The 19264-nt window shown below is 33.1% G+C and carries 15 protein-coding genes; 1 reads left to right on the top strand and 14 read right to left on the bottom strand.

The window, feature by feature from the left end:
* Positions 1 to 11: 11 nt before the first annotated feature.
* From ACQY63_RS04555 to argC, 13 genes are all read right to left on the bottom strand, one after another.
* The gene (locus ACQY63_RS04555; protein ID WP_428244794.1) at positions 12 to 2576 is read right to left on the bottom strand and encodes a DNA internalization-related competence protein ComEC/Rec2; all 2565 of its coding nucleotides are present in this window, start codon (positions 2574 to 2576) and stop codon (positions 12 to 14) included.
* Positions 2577 to 2579: 3 nt separating this feature from the next.
* Positions 2580 to 3494, bottom strand: coding sequence for a GerMN domain-containing protein (locus ACQY63_RS04560; protein ID WP_428244795.1), 915 nt, complete (start codon positions 3492 to 3494; stop codon positions 2580 to 2582).
* Between the two features lie 10 nt (positions 3495 to 3504).
* The gene (locus ACQY63_RS04565) at positions 3505 to 4968 is read right to left on the bottom strand and encodes a sensor histidine kinase (protein ID WP_428244796.1); all 1464 of its coding nucleotides are present in this window, start codon (positions 4966 to 4968) and stop codon (positions 3505 to 3507) included.
* Between the two features lie 4 nt (positions 4969 to 4972).
* Positions 4973 to 5659: a response regulator transcription factor gene (locus ACQY63_RS04570; protein WP_022164803.1), complete on the bottom strand. Its 687-nt coding sequence runs from the start codon at positions 5657 to 5659 to the stop codon at positions 4973 to 4975.
* Positions 5660 to 5685: 26 nt separating this feature from the next.
* The gene (locus tag ACQY63_RS04575) at positions 5686 to 6297 is read right to left on the bottom strand and encodes a helix-hairpin-helix domain-containing protein (protein ID WP_428244797.1); all 612 of its coding nucleotides are present in this window, start codon (positions 6295 to 6297) and stop codon (positions 5686 to 5688) included.
* Positions 6298 to 6394: 97 nt separating this feature from the next.
* Positions 6395 to 6823, bottom strand: a complete 429-nt coding sequence (locus ACQY63_RS04580) for a DMT family transporter (protein ID WP_022164801.1) — start codon at positions 6821 to 6823, stop codon at positions 6395 to 6397.
* Between the two features lie 138 nt (positions 6824 to 6961).
* Positions 6962 to 8281, bottom strand: a complete 1320-nt coding sequence (locus ACQY63_RS04585) for a sensor histidine kinase (protein WP_022164800.1) — start codon at positions 8279 to 8281, stop codon at positions 6962 to 6964.
* A gap of 109 nt (positions 8282 to 8390) precedes the next feature.
* Positions 8391 to 9074 (bottom strand): response regulator transcription factor, encoded by a 684-nt coding sequence (locus ACQY63_RS04590; protein WP_022164799.1) that lies wholly within the window; start codon positions 9072 to 9074, stop codon positions 8391 to 8393.
* Positions 9075 to 9136: 62 nt separating this feature from the next.
* On the bottom strand, positions 9137 to 10792 hold the full coding sequence (locus ACQY63_RS04595) for a Na/Pi cotransporter family protein (RefSeq protein ID WP_428244798.1): 1656 nt from the start codon (positions 10790 to 10792) through the stop codon (positions 9137 to 9139).
* Between the two features lie 248 nt (positions 10793 to 11040).
* Positions 11041 to 12222, bottom strand: a complete 1182-nt coding sequence (locus tag ACQY63_RS04600) for an aspartate aminotransferase family protein (protein ID WP_412622248.1) — start codon at positions 12220 to 12222, stop codon at positions 11041 to 11043.
* 32 nt (positions 12223 to 12254) lie between these two features.
* Entirely contained in the window at positions 12255 to 13169 is a 915-nt protein-coding gene (gene argB / locus ACQY63_RS04605) for an acetylglutamate kinase (RefSeq protein ID WP_022164797.1), read from the bottom strand.
* Positions 13170 to 13301: 132 nt separating this feature from the next.
* A complete protein-coding gene (gene argJ / locus ACQY63_RS04610) occupies positions 13302 to 14531 on the bottom strand; it encodes a bifunctional glutamate N-acetyltransferase/amino-acid acetyltransferase ArgJ (RefSeq protein WP_412334506.1) in 1230 nt (409 codons plus the stop codon).
* An 80-nt stretch (positions 14532 to 14611) separates the two neighbouring features.
* Entirely contained in the window at positions 14612 to 15652 is a 1041-nt protein-coding gene (argC, locus tag ACQY63_RS04615) for an N-acetyl-gamma-glutamyl-phosphate reductase (protein ID WP_022164795.1), read from the bottom strand.
* A gap of 360 nt (positions 15653 to 16012) precedes the next feature.
* Here argC and ACQY63_RS04620 point away from each other — a divergent pair, with 360 nt between their 5' ends.
* Positions 16013 to 17236: an argininosuccinate synthase gene (locus tag ACQY63_RS04620; RefSeq protein WP_022164794.1), complete on the top strand. Its 1224-nt coding sequence runs from the start codon at positions 16013 to 16015 to the stop codon at positions 17234 to 17236.
* A 157-nt stretch (positions 17237 to 17393) separates the two neighbouring features.
* On the opposite strand, the gene ACQY63_RS04625 is transcribed toward ACQY63_RS04620, so the two are convergent.
* A complete protein-coding gene (locus ACQY63_RS04625) occupies positions 17394 to 19055 on the bottom strand; it encodes a glycoside hydrolase family 13 protein (RefSeq protein ID WP_022164793.1) in 1662 nt (553 codons plus the stop codon).
* Between the last annotated feature and the right edge of the window lie 209 nt (positions 19056 to 19264).

The following is a 19264-nucleotide window of genomic DNA, read 5'->3' on the forward strand; positions in this document are numbered from 1 at the left end:
AGTAACCACTATTACTTATCTGTATTTTTTATGTTTTCTATTATACTAATCTCCTTGCCATCACTTATTATATCCACTTCTCCTGAATAGTCTGTTCTAAATATTTTGGAAGTCACCTGCTCCAATCTATCTAAAGTTTCCTGTGTGGGATGCCCGTACATATTGTTTTTTCCTACGGAAATAAATGAATAAGTTGGCTTTATTTTCTCAAGCCACCTGTCTGTTGTAGAATATTTTGAACCATGGTGAGCTACCTTTAAGGCAACACATTCCCTTATATTATTAACCACTAACTTGTCCTCCAGTATTTTTTCTTCGATTTCACCGGATATGTCCCCTGTAAAAACCATTGAAAACTGATGGTACTCCAATCTCAAAACCGTTGAATAATCATTTCGGTCATCATTTATGTATTCCGTTCCTGGACTTAAACAGGTAAATTTCACATTACCTATTTTCAGGCTATTCCCTTTTGTAATGTAAAGTACATTTATTTTATTGTTTTCTGCACTGTTTACAACTGACATGTATTTTTCATCCTTTAAATATATGTCAGGCAATATGATATTTTTAATCTTTAGTTTTTTGATACTACTGTTTAAAAGCTCATTTATACCGTTAACATGGTCTTCATCACAATGTGTAACTACCACATAATCTATTGTTCCATGTCCCCTTGACTGAATAGTTGGTACAATTCTGTTCTTTGCCACATTTTTTACTGTGGTGCTTCCACCGTCTATTAGCATTGTTGTGTTGTTAGGCATTCTTAAAAATATCCCATCACCCTGTCCCACATCAAGCATTGATATATTTAGTTTTTTACTATTCACAATGTTATTTTTTACAGGATAATAACCATAAATCACAACTTGGAATAAAACAATTTGCAAAAGGAAAACGCTGTATAATTGTAACTCTTTTACTCTTCTATTTCTCTCTATATTTAATTTTTCAATCATTGTTATCCCGCCTAAAGGAACAGTTTTCCGTAATACTTTTTCTTCCCTTTCAAATTGTTTTCTTCTTTTTTCTAACCAACACACTCCTATTAGAAATAATATATAAATACACACTATCAGCCATACTTCAGGCTTTCCCACAGTTATATTTGAAAAGGGTACATCAGCCATTAAATCACATAATTTCTCATAAAATTCTAAAACCAACGCTCCTGGCATTATACCTACTACTCCTAACGTTGTTGTTATTAAAGACAACATAATTCCAACAATTCCTGATATAACAACAATATTCATTAGCGGAATAATTATAAGATTAAGCAAGAACCCGTAGGTTGGCAATGAATAATAATTATATGCTACTATAGGACTCATAAATATTGACACTACTGCACTAAACATTAAGGAGCTTTCACATTTGTACTTTGCTTTTTTTAATTTATTTATTCTTCTATCTTTTTTAGATATAACGTTATCGTTCTCTTTGTTTTTGTCTAAATTTCTAATTTTTTCTTTAAACTGAAAAACATACTCTATTTTTTTCCATACTATTATTATGGAAAAAATTGCTGCAAAGGACATCTGAAAGCCCAAATTGTAAATAATAAAAGGATTGTTGATAAGTAACAATATTCCTGCAAGGGACATAGACGTAAGACCATCATAATTTCTTCCTATGGCATCACCTATTAATCTTAACGCAAACATAACCATTGCCCTAATTGTTGCCACAGCCATGCCTGACAGAAAGCCAAATAAAAATACCACTATTATTGAAAAAAATGCTGATACAAAAAACTTAAATTTCCTTCTAAGACTATTGTAAATAAATATGCCAATGATGCTTATATGTAGCCCACTAATAGCAAGCACATGAGCAATTCCCGAAAAAGCGTACAAGTCTTTTATTTCAGTATCCAGATTATTTTTATCGCCTAACAGTATTGCCTCATACATGGAATTTTTATTTTTTAATATTTCCAAATTCCATTTATTTTTATTGCATATATCATCAAGTCTTTTTTCAATAAAGCTTTTTAACTGGCGTATATTTTCTTTAAAAATGTTGACTCTTTTATCGATTACAACAATCTTATTAGCACTAAGCTTCCCGTATATACCAAGACTTTCGTAATATTTCCTGCTGTCAAAATTGCCCTGATTACGTGCATTTTCAAATTGTTCAAAATCTCCCCGCACTTCTATTACATTGCCTATTTTTATTTTAGAAACATCCTCTGCATATACAATTATATTTTCATTTTTTCCAGCGTCAAATTTGGATTTCCTTAAATAAATTCCGTACCCCATTTTCGTTTCTGTTATTTTTGCAACTGTCCCACTTACTTTAACATTACCGTCTTCTATGGAATATATTTCATCTCTGATAGCCTGTTCTGATTTGGTAATAACCAAACCCATAACCAAAAACAAAAAAATCACCACTAAAAAACTTACCTGTTGTTTAGTGATGATTGTATAACCTACTATAAATACAATGGAAATAATTATAATCCCAATCCTTATTCCACTATATAAATTAGTTTCAGCAATAAACTCTCCAAATACAAAAGCCAAAAATGATATAAAAATTGGTCGTTTAATGCTTTTCACCTTCTATTTAATTAAATCTAAATTTCTGATAAATGGCTGCTCTAAAGAAATTTCCTCATTGTACTTAATTGAAGTTTCACCTCTAACACTTATCTGAACCTTATGAACTTTATCAAGTTCCGATAGTGAATTAACAATAGAATAAATAACAACTTTAGGTGCCACCTGATTTCGTTCTGTTAAGAAATTACTGTCAAAGTCTACATAACAGATACTGTTCGCTGTAACAACGCTTAATATCTTAATTTGGGAAGACAAAGTTCCTAGAAATCCTTTTCTGGAAGGACCTTTAATCAGCTGTTCAACAATGTATCTTTCCTTTGTTTTATTTCCATATTTAACATTTTTTAATTTATATTCTTTTAATGCTGTCCCTTTTTCATTAGAAAAATATAAAATAAAATCCTGTTTATCCTGCTTATTGTTTCCTAAATCTGATACAAAATCAGAAGCATTCATTGCATTTAAATACTTTCCGTCTTTTCCTGTACATGGTTTTCCTTCTACAGTAAATGCAACGTACTCAACTGACTTTAACTGTATAAGACTTAAAACAACTGAAGACCTAAGCAGCAGTTCTCTTTTAGAACTTAAGTCATAATATTTCTTACTAAAATCTATTTTCACTACTCCGTCTAAAAAGTCATAGCCGTTTACCTTTACACTTTTTGGTATTGCATTTTTATAATTCTGCTCTTTTCCCTGAGTAGTTAAGCAATCAAGTATTTCACCAATACTTTGAATTGTACTTTTATTTTTCAGGTTATGTTGTTCAGTTACAACTGTATTTTCACTTTTTGAAACGTAGTAAACCGACAAACCTGATTTTTTCTTTTCTTCATTATTGCCACAGGCAACAAACAAAGATGCAACCATACTTAACATTATGGCAATAATTAAAATTCTTGTAGTTTTCATTTTTACACCCTTATACAATATATTTAAGCGGAATTCTTACAATAAATGTTGTTCCCTCTCCTTCTTTACTATGAATCTTAATTGATCCATGATGCTTGAGAACAATATCTTTTGTAATAGCCAAACCTAAACCTGTTCCACCGGTCTCTCTGGCTCTTGCCTTATCCACTCTAAAGAATCTTTCAAATACTCTTTCCTGATCTTCCTCTGCAATACCAATACCTGTATCAATTACCTTTAGGTAAAAATACTGATGGTCTGAATTAAGTGAAACTGTAACCGTCCCATCCGTATTGTTATATTTTATTGCATTTTCAACTAAGTTAGTTGCAACACTTGCAAATTTTATCTCATCTACATCGGCAATAACTGGTCTGAAACTTTCAAATACAAGCTCGATGTTTTTATTTTCAGCAATAGGTTTTAGTCGTTTTAATACAGTCTCTAATATTTCATTGATATTTACAGTTGAAATATTAAGTTCTACATCCGGCTTTTCCATTTTAACCAAACTTAACAAATCGGTTATAATGTCATTTTCCCTGTCAATTTCCTTACAAATATCACCTAAAAATTCCTGATATAATTCTTCAGGCATCCCCTGATTTCCAATTAAGGATTCTGCCAACACCTTCATTGATGTAATCGGTGTCTTTAACTCATGGGAAACATTTGAAACAAATTCCTGTCTTGTTTTATTTTGTGCTTTCATTCTATCTACATAATGAGAGAAATCTTCTGTTATTTTCGTTATTTCAGGATATTTACTCTTATTTTCATCATGTGTATGACCATGTGTAATTCTCTTAATTGAACCGTACATTTCCTTAATCGGTCTGTTAAACGCTACCGAACAAATCCATGCCATAATAAGTGCAAAAACAGCAACTAACGAATCTGCAATTGCTGCAAATCTGTCAACTGTTTTTCTATAGCTTTGTACATCCTCCATAGAATATCTGATATATAAAACACCTATAATGCTTGACTTGTTATTAACTATATTATTTGAAACATTAACGCTTATAATCAAAGGCTGGGCAAATTCAACATATTTACCTTTTTTGCTGTTAATAAATATGCTTTTTCCCTCCATTGCCTTGATTACATTCTCAGCAACACTTGTTTTTCCAACTGCACTATTGTCTGTATCTTCAACAATAACATACTGGCTGTTAATAATCTGTACTCTACAGTTATGTTCTCCTGCAAGCTGCGCTATTTGAGTTTCTATAACCTTCGACTGGTTATTTTTTTCTAAATAACCCTCACTTACTATGCTGTTTTTTAGCATGGAGTTATTGATTTTAAATCGTTCTATCTTCTTATCACTGTAAGCGTCTACCGATAAATTCACTAATACAATACTAACAATTATTGTTGGTATCATTATTAGTAAAGACACCGATATAAATATCTTAAATCTTAAGCTTCTTAATAAATTAATTATTTTTTTTAACCACTGTTTTTCCATTGTTCTATCCCTGGAAGTAATAACCCATGCCCCACTTTGTATGAACATACTCTGGTTTTGCAGGGTTTTCTTCTATTTTTTCTCTTAATCTTCTTACATTAACATCTACAGTTCTCGCATCTCCCGGATACTTTGTCCCCCAAATTAAAGTAAGCAACTGTTCTCTTGAATAAATTTTACCGGGATTTTCAGCTAAAAGTTTTAAAATATCAAACTCTTTTACAGTAAGTCTTATTTCCTTTTCATCTATGTACAGACGTTTTGCATCTATGTCTAATCTCATGCTACCTGACACAATTACTTTTGGTTCTTCCTGTACTGCAGGAGTTTTTCTACGGTTACGTCTTATAATCGCCTTAATTCTTGCCTTCACTTCAAGAATGTTAAAAGGCTTAGTGATATAATCATCTGCTCCATATTCAAGTCCTAAAATCTTATCCATATCCTCGCCTTTTGCTGTAAGCATAATTATTGGAACATCTGAAAATTCCCTAACCTGCTGACATACCTGATACCCGTCAAATACAGGTAACATTAGATCTAAAAGCATAATGTCATATTCTTTATCTCTTGCCTTATCTATGGCTTCCTGTCCGTCATAAGCACAATCCACTTCATATCCGTCCTGCTCAAGACTAAATTTCAGTCCTTTAACAATTAACTTTTCATCATCTACCACTAAAGCCTTCATTTTATTTCTCTCCTACTATCTATATCCTATACGGTAATTAAATCTTCAATATTGGAATAGGTTGAGTCGCCTATACCTGATACATTTTTAATGTCTTCTTTTGAAGAAAAATTACCATTCTCTTCTCTATATTTTATAATTGCTGCCGCCTTTGAGTTTCCAATTCCCGGCAACTTGGTTAATTCACTTTCGCTCGCCGTATTTATGTTAATCAGACTGCTATTTGTATCCTGATTTTCGCTTAAACTATCATTAGTTTCACCAGATATGCTTTTCTTTGAAAGACTCTTTTTGTATTCTTTCTTAGACATTACATAAATATTTTGAGCATCTACAACTGTCTCTGCTAAATTAATGTTGTTTTTCTTAGCATTCTTCGTTAAACCGCCGGCTTTCTTAATTGCCTTATAAGCTCTGTCACCATTCTTCAATTTATACACACCTGGATACTTAACCTGTCCGTTAACATATACGTATATATTATCATTTTTTGTTTCCTGTTTTTTGCTACCTGATTCTAACACACTTTCGTTAGAACTTTCACCGGATAATTGCACCGAATTATCCTTTCCACAGCCAACAAAAAAAGAACATGTTGCAAGTACAACTGTTATCATAATAATTATTTTATTTGCCATTCATTCTCCTTTCGGAGCTTCCCTATGAACGCTATTCTAATTGTACAAAAATAAACAATACTTATCAACTGACTTTTTTAACAATTTTAAAATTGAATTACCTGTGAAAAATAAAAATTCCCACAATTGCAACTAAGGCACCAACCAATTTGCTCCACTGGAAAGGTGCTTTGTCTACGCCAAACAGACCGAACAGCTCAATTAAATATGCAACAATTATCTGAGAGATGACAATAATAAGCACAGCCTTAGCCGGACCTAGATTGTTCATGCTTTTTATAACTGTCATTGTTATAAAAGCACCTATAACGCCTCCTAAAAGCATGTACTTATTTTCAACATGAAACATCCCCATTATATTTTGTTTTCCTGTAACAAACCATGCAATTACGCAAACTAAAAAAGCAGTTAGCTGAACCCACGAATTCGCTGCCCACATACTGCTGCTTTTTGTTATTCCCGTATTAAAAACCCCTTGTATACTCATTAACGCACCTGATATTAATGCAATAATAAATCCCCACATAACTTCCTCCTAAAAAACTTTTTCTTTAGGATTTCCAAATATGTAACTTTTATGCAATTTAAGAAATCTTCTTCAAAGACCATGGGACCTATTCTTAACGCAATGCAGGAATGGGGCGACATCACTTTTTCTTTTCAGTTAAAAAATCACAGAAATTGTAGTTCCTTCATTTACATAACTTTCTATTTTTATTTCTGCGTTGTGTTGTTCTGCTATATGTTTTACTATTGCAAGTCCAAGACCTGTACCACCTGTTTTCTTTGACCTTGCCTTGTCAACACGATAAAATCTTTCAAATATGTGCTGTTGCTCTTTTTCAGGTATACCAATACCGTTATCCCTAACCTGAAGAATAATGTTGTCTTTCTCTCTGAATACTGATACCCAAACATTTCCTTCCGGCTTGTTGTATCTAATAGCATTATCACAAAGATTATAAATAATTTCCTGTATCATATCCTGATTTGCATCAATTACACAGCCATCTTCACACTTATCCAATGAAATATTAACATTATGCTTTTCTGCATTCATTTGAAGTATTTCCACACAATTAACCGCTTCATCTGTAAGACTTACTTTAGTTTTTGACATTTGACCATTCATAACATCAAGTTCTGAAAGTTCAATAATATCATTAATCAAAGACAACAGTCTTAATGAGCTCTTATGAATTTCACCGGCAAATCTACATATATCCTCTTCCTTTGCCATACCTGTTTCAATCAACTCTGCGTAGCCTGAAATTGATGCCAAAGGTGTTTTTAATTCATGAGAAACGTTTGCCGTAAAATCCTGTCTCATATTAGCACTCTTTTTCAAGGCTTTATGCTGACTGTGTATCTTATTTAAAAACGGCTTAATTTCCTCGTAAGTTTCTGTTACTTCTTCCTCATCCATATTTTGAGCAAGCTGTTCTATGGGTTCTACCAATCTCTTTGCAAGAAGCTTTGATACGATAAAACAGATTATTGCTACCAATAGAAGTTCCATTATTAATATTGGTAAAATCTTAAAAATAAACTGCCAGACACTTACTACTTCTTTTGCCACACGAAGAATCTGACCATTCTCCAGCTTCTCGGCATAGTAGTAGGTTGTCTTGTCTAAGGTATCAGACTTTCTTGTTGCCTCACCATGTCCATGCTCTAATGCCTCTTTAATTTCAGGTCGGTTTACATGGTTATCCATAGTTCCAATATCTGCATTACTGTCGTATAAAACGTCGCCCTTTGTATCAATAACCGTTATTCTTAAATTATCAATCTTGGGATCAAAATCTTTTTCAACATACTGCAGAACAGCTTCTGTTGTATTAAGAATATGGACGTGTGTTTTCAAATCTTCCATAACCTGTTCACTAAACAAATTATAAAAGGTAAACACTGTAACACTCATTGTAAAAAGCATCATTATTACTGATACTAATGTCATTCTAATATAGATTTTTCTTTTCATCTTATCCTCTTTTTCTATACACTGTTGTAATTAAATATTGTTTATGATTCCGTATAGAACTAATTTTTCACCTGTTCACATTCTACCACTTTAATTATTACAGGTATATCTACTTTTCCTTTTTATAATTTAAAGTGTAACCAACATTTCTAACAGTTTGAACTAATGCACCCTTGTCACCTAATTTCTTTCTTAAAGTCTTAATGTGCATGTCTAAAGTTCTTGATTCTCCTTCGTAATCAATTCCCCATACTCTGTCAAGGATTCTGCCTCTTTGAAGGACAATACCCGAATTTTGCATAAGGTATTTTAATAATTCAAACTCCTTATATGTTAAATCACACTGCTTACCATCTACAGTTACCTTATGTTTTGCATCATTAAGAACAATCCCCTCAAATTCCAGTGATGTTTCAACAGAAAGATTAGCTCTTCTAAGCATTGCCTTTACTCTTGAAATAAGCTCCATTACACCAAAAGGCTTTGTCATGTAGTCATCCGCTCCCTGGTCAAGACCTTTTACTTTGTCCATTTCAGATGATTTGGCAGTAACCATAATAACCGGTATGGAAGCTGTTTCAGGATGTTCCCTTAAATCTTTTACAAGGGATAAGCCATCTCTGTCAGGAAGCATAATATCCATAATAATTAAATCCGGATATTTATTTTCCATTTTTTTATCGAAATCCTTGGCATTTGAAAATGTATAAACTTCAAAGCCTGAATTTTTCAATGCAAACTCTTCAATTTCAGCTATATTCTTGTCATCTTCAACTATATATATTTTCTGCATGTATTTTCTCCTTATCGAGAAAAATGGGCACGTTTCCATGCCCATTTTCGTTAGTATCTTTTCTAGTTTATTTTCTTTTCAGGTAAAATAGAAAATGCAATATTTACAGCATGATCTGCAATTCTTTCGTAACCAATTACTAAATCAGTAAACACAAGTCCTGATTCAATTGAGCATTTTCCGGCTGCCATTCTCTTAACATGACCTTCCTGACAATCAATTTTCATCTGATCTATAACATTTTCTAAACGGTCAACTTCATCAAATTTTGATTTATCTTCATTTACAAAGATTTCAACTGCCTTCTCGTATATATCCATAACTTTCTCATACATAGTAAGCATTTCGTCTCTGCCTTCTTTAGAAAACTCGATTTTCTGATTCTTCTCTTTCAAGGCATCATCCATAATATTAACTGCATGGTCGCCGATTCTTTCAACGTCAATTACTACATGGAAAAGTCCACCTAATCTTTCTTTATCCTTAAGTGGTAAACCGTATCTGTTAGCATCAACCATGTATTCAGTAATACCATGACTTAAAAAGTCTATATATTTTTCTCTGGCGTATACTTCCTTATATGTTGAAAATTCCTTGTCAATTAAGGCTTTTGATGATTCTTCTAAGTTAATCTTAACCATGTCAGCCATACGCTGAATTTCCTGAACAACTTCAACCACAACAGTAGTTGGGTTTGTAAGACCTGATTTTCTAATATACTTTAATACCATCTCGTCTTCATCCTGCTCTTCACCAGGTTTAGAATGAATAACCTTCTTGGATAACTTAACAAGTAAGTTAGAACATGGTAATAAAATAATACACTGGAATACCTTAAATATTGTATCTGCATTTGCTACAAAACGCTTATCTGTTCCACTAATTGAATTAATCAAATTAACAATTGGTTCTGAAGCAAAGATTAAAATAGCACCAATTACAACTAATCCTACAACATTAAACATTACATGGATAAAAGCTGTTCTTTTTGCTTTTCGGTTTGCATTCATTGCTGCCATAACCGCTGGCATACATGAACCAATATTTGCACCTAAAATAAAATATAAACATGCAAGATAATCTGTTCCACCTGTTACCGGATCAATAATAATATTTGAACCTGCCAACAATACAAGCACACTGACTGTTACTGATGAACTCTGAAGAATTGATGTAAAAATCAATCCTACAAGCACTGATATTATTGGGTTAGTTAAATATCCAAACACATTCATTAATTCAGGTATTTCCTTAATTCCATGAAGTGCTTCTGTCATAAAATTAATTCCTAAGAATAATGAACCGAAACCAAAAATAACGGCTGCGATTTTCTTTAACATTGGTTTCTTACAAAATGATAATATTGCCGCACCAATGAAAATAATAAATGGTGCCACTGCTGTAAGTTTCAATGAAACAAGCTGTGATGTAATTGTTGTACCAATGTTCGCACCAAATGTAATTCCTACAGATTGTTCCAAAGTCATGATACCGGCATTAACAAAACCAACTTCCATAACGGTTGTTGCACCGGATGACTGGATAAACGCTGTGAATAAAGCACCACATACAACAGCTATATATTTATTTCTTGTACAACGGTCCAAAATGGTTCTTAACCTACCACCTGCCGCCTGCTGTAAGCTGTCGCTCATATACTTCATTCCAAAAAGGAATAGTGCCAATCCACTAAGCAATTGTGTAATTAATACATACATTTTCTTTCTCCCATAAATTTTATTATCTGAACATAGTTCATTTTAATCATATAAATTTATAAGTTTTCCGTAAACCACCATAACAATCTAATGTAAAGTCTATGTAAAATTTTATCACAGTTTTTACAAAAAACAAAACTTTTTTTACAATATTGCAATTTTTGTAAAAACAATTCAATTTAACAAAGAAAAAGCAACCCGGTGACACAAACCTGCCACCAGATTGCTAAATCAGTCAAATTATAATTTTATAAACATTTACGTAAAATAGTAATCATTTCGTCAACCTGCTCTTTTGTTATAATAAGCGGTGGCAACATTCTAAGAACATTTCCCCCTGCTGATATAACAAAAAGTCCGTTTTCAATTGCTTTTGCAATTGTATCGCCTACAGGTGTCTCAAGAACAAGTCCCTGCATCATGCCTTTTCCACGTCTTCCTTTTACGTTGTCGAAATCTTCTACAATTTTGTCTAACTGCTCTTCTAAATATGCACCAACAACTTTTACGTTATCTAAAACATTTTCTTTTTCATAAATATCAAGGACTGTTGATACAGCCTGTGTTGCTAATGGATTGCCACCATACGTTGTTCCATGGTCGCCTGGAACTAAAGAGTTACAGCATTTCTTGCCGGCAATAAATGCACCTACAGGTACACCACAGCCAAGTCCTTTTGCTGAAGCAATAATATCCGGTACTACATCATAATTTTGGAAAGCAAACATTTTTCCGGTTCTACCCATACCACACTGCACTTCGTCACAAATCATAATTATGTCTTTTTCTGTACATAACTCTCTTATGCCTTCAATAAATTCTTTTGTTGCAGGATAAATTCCACCTTCACCCTGTAATGGTTCTAAAATAATTGCACAGGTTTTATCATTTACTAATTCTTTTACACTGTCTAAATTATTATATTCTGCAAATTTAATGCCACCAATCATAGGCCCAAAAGGTTTCTGATAATGTTCATTTCCTGTAAGTGCCAATGAACCCATTGTTCTACCATGGAAAGAATGATTCATTGCAATCACTTCATGATTTGCATGACCGTCTCTGTCATAAGCATATCGTTTTGCCATTTTTAAAGCACCTTCAATAGCTTCTGCACCACTGTTTGTAAAGAACACTTTTTCAAGCCCTGCTGCCTTAACAATTTTTTCAGCAGCTTCTATAGATGGTATATTGTAAAATAAATTAGATGTATGAGTTATTTTGTCAATCTGAGTCTTTAAGGCTTCTTTGTAAACTTCATTGCCATAGCCTAAACTACATACGCCAATTCCTGATGCAAAATCTAAATATTTCTTTCCATTTACATCATAAATATAAGCCCCTTCTGCTTTATCAATAACTACTTTAAATCTATTATAAGTATGTACAAAATATTGTTCTGCCTTGTCCATATACTCTGTATCTTTCATATTTTTACCAAAAACCTTTCTTTTAATCTAAATTATTCATTAAAGAATTTTGTCTGTTCATCGCCTAAAATTGCTGTTCCAACACCCTTGTTTGTAAAGATTTCCAAAAGAATACTATGAGGGATTCTTCCGTCAAGGATATGAACTCTTGAGACACCATTGTTTATTGCATCCATACAGTTTCTAATCTTTGGTAACATACCACCTGCGATTATGCCGTCTTCAATTAACTTTTCTGCTTCTGAAACTGTCATTTCAGAAATTACCGTACTGCTGTCATCTTTATCCATATAAACACCTTCAGTGTCTGTTAAAAACGCAAGTTTTTCAGCCTTTACTGCCTCTGCAATAGCACTTGCAGCATCATCAGCATTAATGTTATAGCCATGGAAATCTTCATCTAAACCAATAGGACATACAATTGGTAAGAAATCATCTTCAAGTAATTCAAGAAGTATATCTTCATTAACGTGTGTAACTTCACCTACATATCCAATATCTTCGCCCTCTGATAATTTTTTCTTTACAGTGAGAAGTCTACCGTCTTTACCACTAATACCAATGGCACGAACGCCTAACTGTTCTACTATCTGAACTAATTTCTTATTTACACTGTTAAGAACCATTTCAGCAGCTTCTAATGTGTCCTCATCTGTTACTCTAAGTCCGTTAATAAACTTAGTGTCCATTCCAAGTCTGTCAATATGACGGCTGATTGCCTTACCGCCTCCATGAACAATAATAGGTTTAAAACCTACTAATTTAAGAAGTGTAATATCCTGAATAACACTCTTCATAAAGTTTTCATCAAGCATTGCACTACCGCCATATTTTACAACAATAATTTTTCTGTTAAATCTTTGGATATAAGGTAATGCTTCAATAAGAACATCTCCTTTTTCAATCCATTTATCCATATCAAGTTGCTGCTGTCCCTTCATTATCATAGCTTCTCTCTCCTTTTCTTTACCTAATCTGCATATTTATTATCAGTCCTGTTGTGGCTCAATGTCTTTTTTCAATATTGTATAAGCACAAGTTGATAAAACATTTTGACACTATAATTATATTTTTTATTTTTAACTTCTGTAGTCAGCGTTAATGCTTACATATTCATGTGTTAAATCACAGCCCCAGGCTGTAGCTTCTGCCTCTCCCATTTTCATGTCACATATAGCTGTAACATAGTTTTCTGACAAAATTTCTGTAGCTTTTTCTTCGCTGTAATCTGTTGCCATTCCATTTTCAACTATCTTTAACTTACCTGCTTTACTTTCAAAATAAATATCTACTGTGTCAGGATTAATTTTTGCACTTGAATAACCAAGAGCACATAAAATTCTTCCCCAGTTAGCATCATGTCCGTAAATAGCAGCCTTTGTTAAACTTGATGTAATAACTGATTTTGCAAGTGTAACTGCCTGTTCTTTAGAACTTCCGTTAACGATTTTCACTTCAAATAAAGCTGTTGCCCCTTCGCCATCACCAGCAATTTTCTTTGACAAAAATACATTAACATTATGTAATGCTTCTACAAATTTATAGTAATCGTCATTTTTTTCTGTAATTTTGTCATTACCTGATAAACCGTTTGATAACAATAAAACAGTGTCGTTTGTTGAAGTATCTCCATCAACAGAAATCATGTTAAATGTATCCTTAATGTCTTCTTTCAAAGCCTCTGTTAAAAGTTCCTTTGAAATATTAATATCTGTAGTAATAAACCCTAACATTGTACACATATTAGGATGAATCATTCCTGAACCTTTGCACATGCCACCAATAGTACATTTCTTACCACCGATTTCTACTTCGTAGGCAATTTCCTTTGGAACTGTATCTGTTGTCATAATGGCTAATGCTGCATTATGACCGCCGTCAACTGTGTCATTTAATTCAGGCACAAGCATTTCAATGCCTTTTGTGATTTTATCCATAGGAAGCTGGGCACCAATTACACCTGTTGATGCAACTAATACTTCATCTTTACCTACATTTAAAGCCTTAGCTGTAGCTTCTGCCATGTCTTCGCAATATTTCATTCCTTCAGTCCCTGTGCATGCATTTGCCACTCCGCTGTTGCAAACTACGGCATGTACAAAATCACTGTTTTCTACTATATTACTGTCCCATTTTACAGGGGCAGCTTTAACCTGATTTGTTGTAAAAGTACCTGCTGCAACGCATGGTTCTTTACTATAAATCATAGCCATGTCTTTCTTTTCTGTATTACCTTCTTTAATGCCGACTCTAAGGCCGTATGCACTAAAGCCTTTTGCAGCTGTAACGCCGCCATCTATTACTTTCATTGTTTTCCTCCTAAAAATTTTCAACTTCAATTCCTTCTACAACAAGATGTTATCCATCTGAAATGAAACTTAATTATGTTCTATGGGAACATTGGTACCTGTTCAAGGCCTTCTGTTTCTTTTAATCCAAATAGTATGTTCATGTTTTGAACTGCCTGACCGGCTGCTCCTTTGATTAAGTTATCAAGAGCTCCCATCATTACAATTCTGTTTGTTCTTTCATCAATCTTGAAGCCTACATCAACGAAGTTACTGCCTTCAACCCAACGTGTTTCAGGTGTTTCGTCTTTATTTAATACTCTGATGAAGAATTCGTCTCCGTAGTATTTGTCGTAGGCTGCCTTTACTTCTTCATAAGAAACAGGCTTCTTTAAATTAGCATATGCAGTTACTAATATTCCTCTTTGCATTGGTACTAAATGTGGAGTAAAGTTAATCATTACTTCCTCTCCTGCTGCATAGCTTAACTGTTCTTCAATTTCAGGTGTGTGTCTGTGTGTTGTTACACCGTATGCTTTGATGTTTTCATTCACTTCGCAGAATAAGTTTGGAACTTTTGCTCCACGGCCTGCACCTGAAGTTCCTGATTTTGCATCAACAATAATTGACTTAGGATCAATTAAGCCTTCTTTTACCATTGGGTAAATTGAAAGAATACTGCATGTTGTATAGCAACCCGGATTTGCAATAATTCTTGCACCTTTTACTTTGTCTCTATTAATTTCGCAAAGTCCATATACAGCTTCTTCTATAAACTGTGGGCTTTGGTGTTTGATGCCATACCATTTTTCGTAAATTGCAACATCTTTAATTCTAAAGTCTGCACTTAAATCTATAATTTTTACCTTATTTAATATTTCTTCATTAACTAATGAACCACATAAGCCCTGTGGTGTTGCTGTAAAAATAACATCTACAGCTTCTGCTAATTCTTCCATATTATCTTCTAAACATTTTGCATCAACAATCTGAAACATATTTCTAAATACTGATGCGTAATCCTGATCAACATAACTTCTTGAGCCAAACCATACAACTTCAGCTTCTTTATGCTGCATAATTAATCTTACAATTTCTACTCCTGCATATCCTGTAGAGCCAATAATTCCAACCTTAATCATAATTTCCTCCTATATATAAGCAGTCAAATCTATTAATCTAACCTATTATAATAATGAAATATAATATTGAACCTATTCATTTTATAATAATGAAGCTATTCATTTCATTATGTGTTAATAGTGTTTTTCAGCCATAAAATATGGTATTTATGGACCTGTTTAATTTTATAATTATATTACATAAAACACAAGGGATTTTACTGCAATGTAGAAATTATACACCTATTATGTATAATATGCAAGTTTTCTTTGAGTTTTATGCATAATTATACATTAATTTATATTTTTTCTTGCATTTTATGCATTATTGATGTATAGTAGCTCGTGGAAAGAATATATATTATATGGAGGATTAATATTATGGCAAAGGAAAAAGTTATTTTAGCTTATTCAGGTGGTCTTGATACAACTGCTATCATCCCTTGGCTAAAAGAAAATTATAATTATGATGTTGTTTGCTGTTGCATCAACTGTGGACAGGGCGAAGAATTAGATGGTCTTGAAGAAAGAGCTAAATATTCAGGTGCTGCAAAATTATACATTGAAGACATTACAGATGAGTTTTGTGATGACTACATTGTACCTTGTGTACAGGCAGATGCAGTTTATGAAAATAAATATTTACTTGGTACTGCTATGGCTAGACCTGGTATTGCTAAGAAATTAGTTGAAATTGCAAGAAAAGAAGATGCTGTAGCAATTTGTCATGGTGCTACAGGAAAAGGTAATGACCAGATTCGTTTCGAACTTGGAATTAAGGCTCTTGCTCCTGACATTAAGATTATCGCTCCTTGGAGAGATGACAAATGGAACATGGACTCAAGAGAAGCTGAAATTGAATATTGTAAGGCTCATGGAATTGATCTTCCATTTGGTACAGACCAGAGCTACAGCCGTGACAGAAACTTATGGCACATTAGTCATGAAGGATTAGAATTAGAAAATCCTGCAAACGAACCAAACTATGAACATCTTTTAATGTTAGGTGTTTCTCCAGAAAAGGCTCCTGACGAAGGTGAATATGTAACAATGACATTTGAAAAGGGTGTTCCAACATCTGTTAATGGTAAAAAAATGAAAGTATCTGACATTGTTCGTGAATTAAACAGACTTGGTGGAAAACATGGTATTGGTATTATTGATATTGTTGAAAACCGTGTTGTTGGTATGAAGTCTCGTGGTGTTTATGAAACTCCAGGTGGAACAATTCTTATGGAAGCTCACAGACAGCTTGAAGAATTAGTTCTTGATCGTGCCACAATGGAAACAAAGAAAGACATGGGCAACAAATTAGCTCAGATTGTTTACGAAGGAAAATGGTTTACACCACTTCGTGAAGCTATCCAGGCATTTGTTGAATCAACACAGGAATACGTTACAGGTGAAGTTAAATTCAAACTTTACAAAGGAAACATCATCAAAGCCGGAACTACTTCTCCATATTCATTATACAGTGAAAGCCTTGCATCATTTACAACAGGTGATTTATATGACCACCATGATGCTGAAGGATTCATCACATTATTTGGCTTACCACTAAAGGTTAGAGCTATGATGAAGAAAGAAAACGGACTTCAGAAATAATTAATTTTTATATAACTTACTAATTTATGAATTGTAATTTATAGATTGTAAGCAAAGAAAACCCACATCTAATGATTAATTTCTAATCTTAAATGTGGGTTTCTTTTTATATAATCTTAAATGTGGTTTTATTATCTAATGTTAAGATTTGGGTTTCTTATTTCAATACCAACGCCTGAGTGCTTTTTATTACTAACTTATTATTTGCCATCTCACATTCTTCCATATTATTGAGAAGTACCTGATATTCTTTTTCCATTTCTAAAGTAATATCTTCCTGACCAAAATTGGCAACTACAAGTATCTCTTTACCTTCAAACACACGCTTGTATGCAAAAACATTATCTTTGTCCATAAAAATCGGAGTTGTTTTCCCGTAAACAAATAAATCTGCATATTTTTCATTTTTTCTTAATGCTATTAACTTCTTATAGTAATTCAAAACAGAATTATTGTCTTTTTCCTGCTCCCTTACGTTACACTGTGCATACAGCGGATTAACTTTAAGCCATGGTGTACCTGTTGTAAATCCTGCATTTTTTTCATCTGACCACTGCATAGGAGTTCTTCCATTATCCCTACTGTGTTTGTAACAAATATCCATTGCCTCTTCTTTTGTTTTGCCTGCTTCAATTGCCAAATTATATTCATTTATTGTGTTAATATCATCATATTCAGATATGTCTTCAAATCTTGTATTAGTCATGCCTATTTCCTGTCCCTGATATATGAAAGGAATTCCACGTAACAAAACAATAATTGTCCCAAGCATTTTGGTGCCTTGGGCATTTCTTGCATGTTCAGGGAGATATCTGCTTGCCCCTCTTGGCTCGTCATGGTTTTCAATTATGTTTGACAAAAAGCCAACATTTTCACTTTCTTTTTGAGCATTAAAAATAGCATTTCTATATTGTTTAAATGTAAAATCAGGTGCATCATACCAGCCATGTCCACCAAAAGACAAACACTGAGCTGAAAAATCAAACATAGATGAGAAGTGACCGTTTTCTCCGATAAATTCTCCCAGTTCATCTTTTTTCATGTTAAACACTTCACCTACTGTAAACGCATCGTGTTTTTCAAAAGTATTTTTCTTTAAATTTTCAAGCATGCTACCAATGCCTGTTGCGTGCTCTGCCACCTTGCCAGCATGTACCAGTCCGTCTTCACCGTCAGGCTCAAGATTTTCAAAATTCAAATCTTTTGCAATGTTAATAATGGCATCAATTCTAAAGCCTGAAACACCCTTATCAAGCCACCAGTTTATCATTTTATAAAGTTCATCTAAAACTTCTTTGTTGTACCAGTTTAAGTCCGGCTGTTCTTTTGCAAACATATGTAAATAATATAAATCCGTACCTTCAACCTTTTCCCAGGCACTTCCACCAAAGTATGAGCGATAGTTGCTTGGCGGATTACCGTCTTTTCCTTTTCTAAAATAAAAGTAATCTCCATATTTTCCTGCTGGATTCTCTAATGCCTTCTTAAACCATTGATGTTTATCTGAACAATGATTAATAACCAAGTCCATAACAATGTGCATATCCCTGCTTTTTGCTTCTTCAAGTAATGTGTCAAAATCTTCCATTGTGCCAAACTTTTCATCTATTCTGTAATAATCCGAAATATCATAGCCCTGATCTACAAAAGGAGACTGATATATTGGAGAAATCCATATAATATCAATGCCTAATTCCTTTAAATAATCCAGCTTGTCAATTATGCCTTTAATATCACCAATTCCATCACCATTTGTGTCATTAAAGCTCTTAGGATAAATCTGATATGCAACTTTGTTGTGCCACCACTTTCTTTCCATTATATTAACCTCCGTACATTTATAATTTTTAATTTGAATAGTAATATTATTTCTTTCTTGGAAACGTTTCCATAATTACTATATATTATAAAATATTTTTAAAACTGGGTCAATTATATTATTTTTATATCCATACATTTTGCATTTTTGTCTATTATGTTTGTTTTTATTTACACTAATGGCAATTTATAGTAAAATAAATAGGATAT

The organism is Eubacterium sp. Marseille-QA0814, from assembly GCF_965119675.1.
Classification (GTDB): domain Bacteria; phylum Bacillota; class Clostridia; order Lachnospirales; family Lachnospiraceae; genus Eubacterium_G.

Coding starts and splice junctions, on each gene's coding strand:
- ACQY63_RS04585 (WP_022164800.1), bottom strand. CDS start 8,281: ATGAAAAGAAAAATCTATATTAGAATGACATTAGTATCAGTAATAATG.
- ACQY63_RS04590 (WP_022164799.1), bottom strand. CDS start 9,074: ATGCAGAAAATATATATAGTTGAAGATGACAAGAATATAGCTGAAATT.
- ACQY63_RS04570 (WP_022164803.1), bottom strand. CDS start 5,659: ATGAAGGCTTTAGTGGTAGATGATGAAAAGTTAATTGTTAAAGGACTG.
- argC (WP_022164795.1), bottom strand. CDS start 15,652: ATGATTAAGGTTGGAATTATTGGCTCTACAGGATATGCAGGAGTAGAA.
- argB (WP_022164797.1), bottom strand. CDS start 13,169: ATGATAATGAAGGGACAGCAGCAACTTGATATGGATAAATGGATTGAA.
- ACQY63_RS04600 (WP_412622248.1), bottom strand. CDS start 12,222: ATGAAAGATACAGAGTATATGGACAAGGCAGAACAATATTTTGTACAT.
- ACQY63_RS04580 (WP_022164801.1), bottom strand. CDS start 6,823: ATGTGGGGATTTATTATTGCATTAATATCAGGTGCGTTAATGAGTATA.
- ACQY63_RS04625 (WP_022164793.1), bottom strand. CDS start 19,055: ATGGAAAGAAAGTGGTGGCACAACAAAGTTGCATATCAGATTTATCCT.
- ACQY63_RS04595 (WP_428244798.1), bottom strand. CDS start 10,792: ATGTATGTATTAATTACACAATTGCTTAGTGGATTGGCACTATTCCTT.
- ACQY63_RS04560 (WP_428244795.1), bottom strand. CDS start 3,494: ATGAAAACTACAAGAATTTTAATTATTGCCATAATGTTAAGTATGGTT.
- ACQY63_RS04620 (WP_022164794.1), top strand. CDS start 16,013: ATGGCAAAGGAAAAAGTTATTTTAGCTTATTCAGGTGGTCTTGATACA.
- argJ (WP_412334506.1), bottom strand. CDS start 14,531: ATGAAAGTAATAGATGGCGGCGTTACAGCTGCAAAAGGCTTTAGTGCA.
- ACQY63_RS04565 (WP_428244796.1), bottom strand. CDS start 4,968: ATGGAAAAACAGTGGTTAAAAAAAATAATTAATTTATTAAGAAGCTTA.
- ACQY63_RS04575 (WP_428244797.1), bottom strand. CDS start 6,297: ATGGCAAATAAAATAATTATTATGATAACAGTTGTACTTGCAACATGT.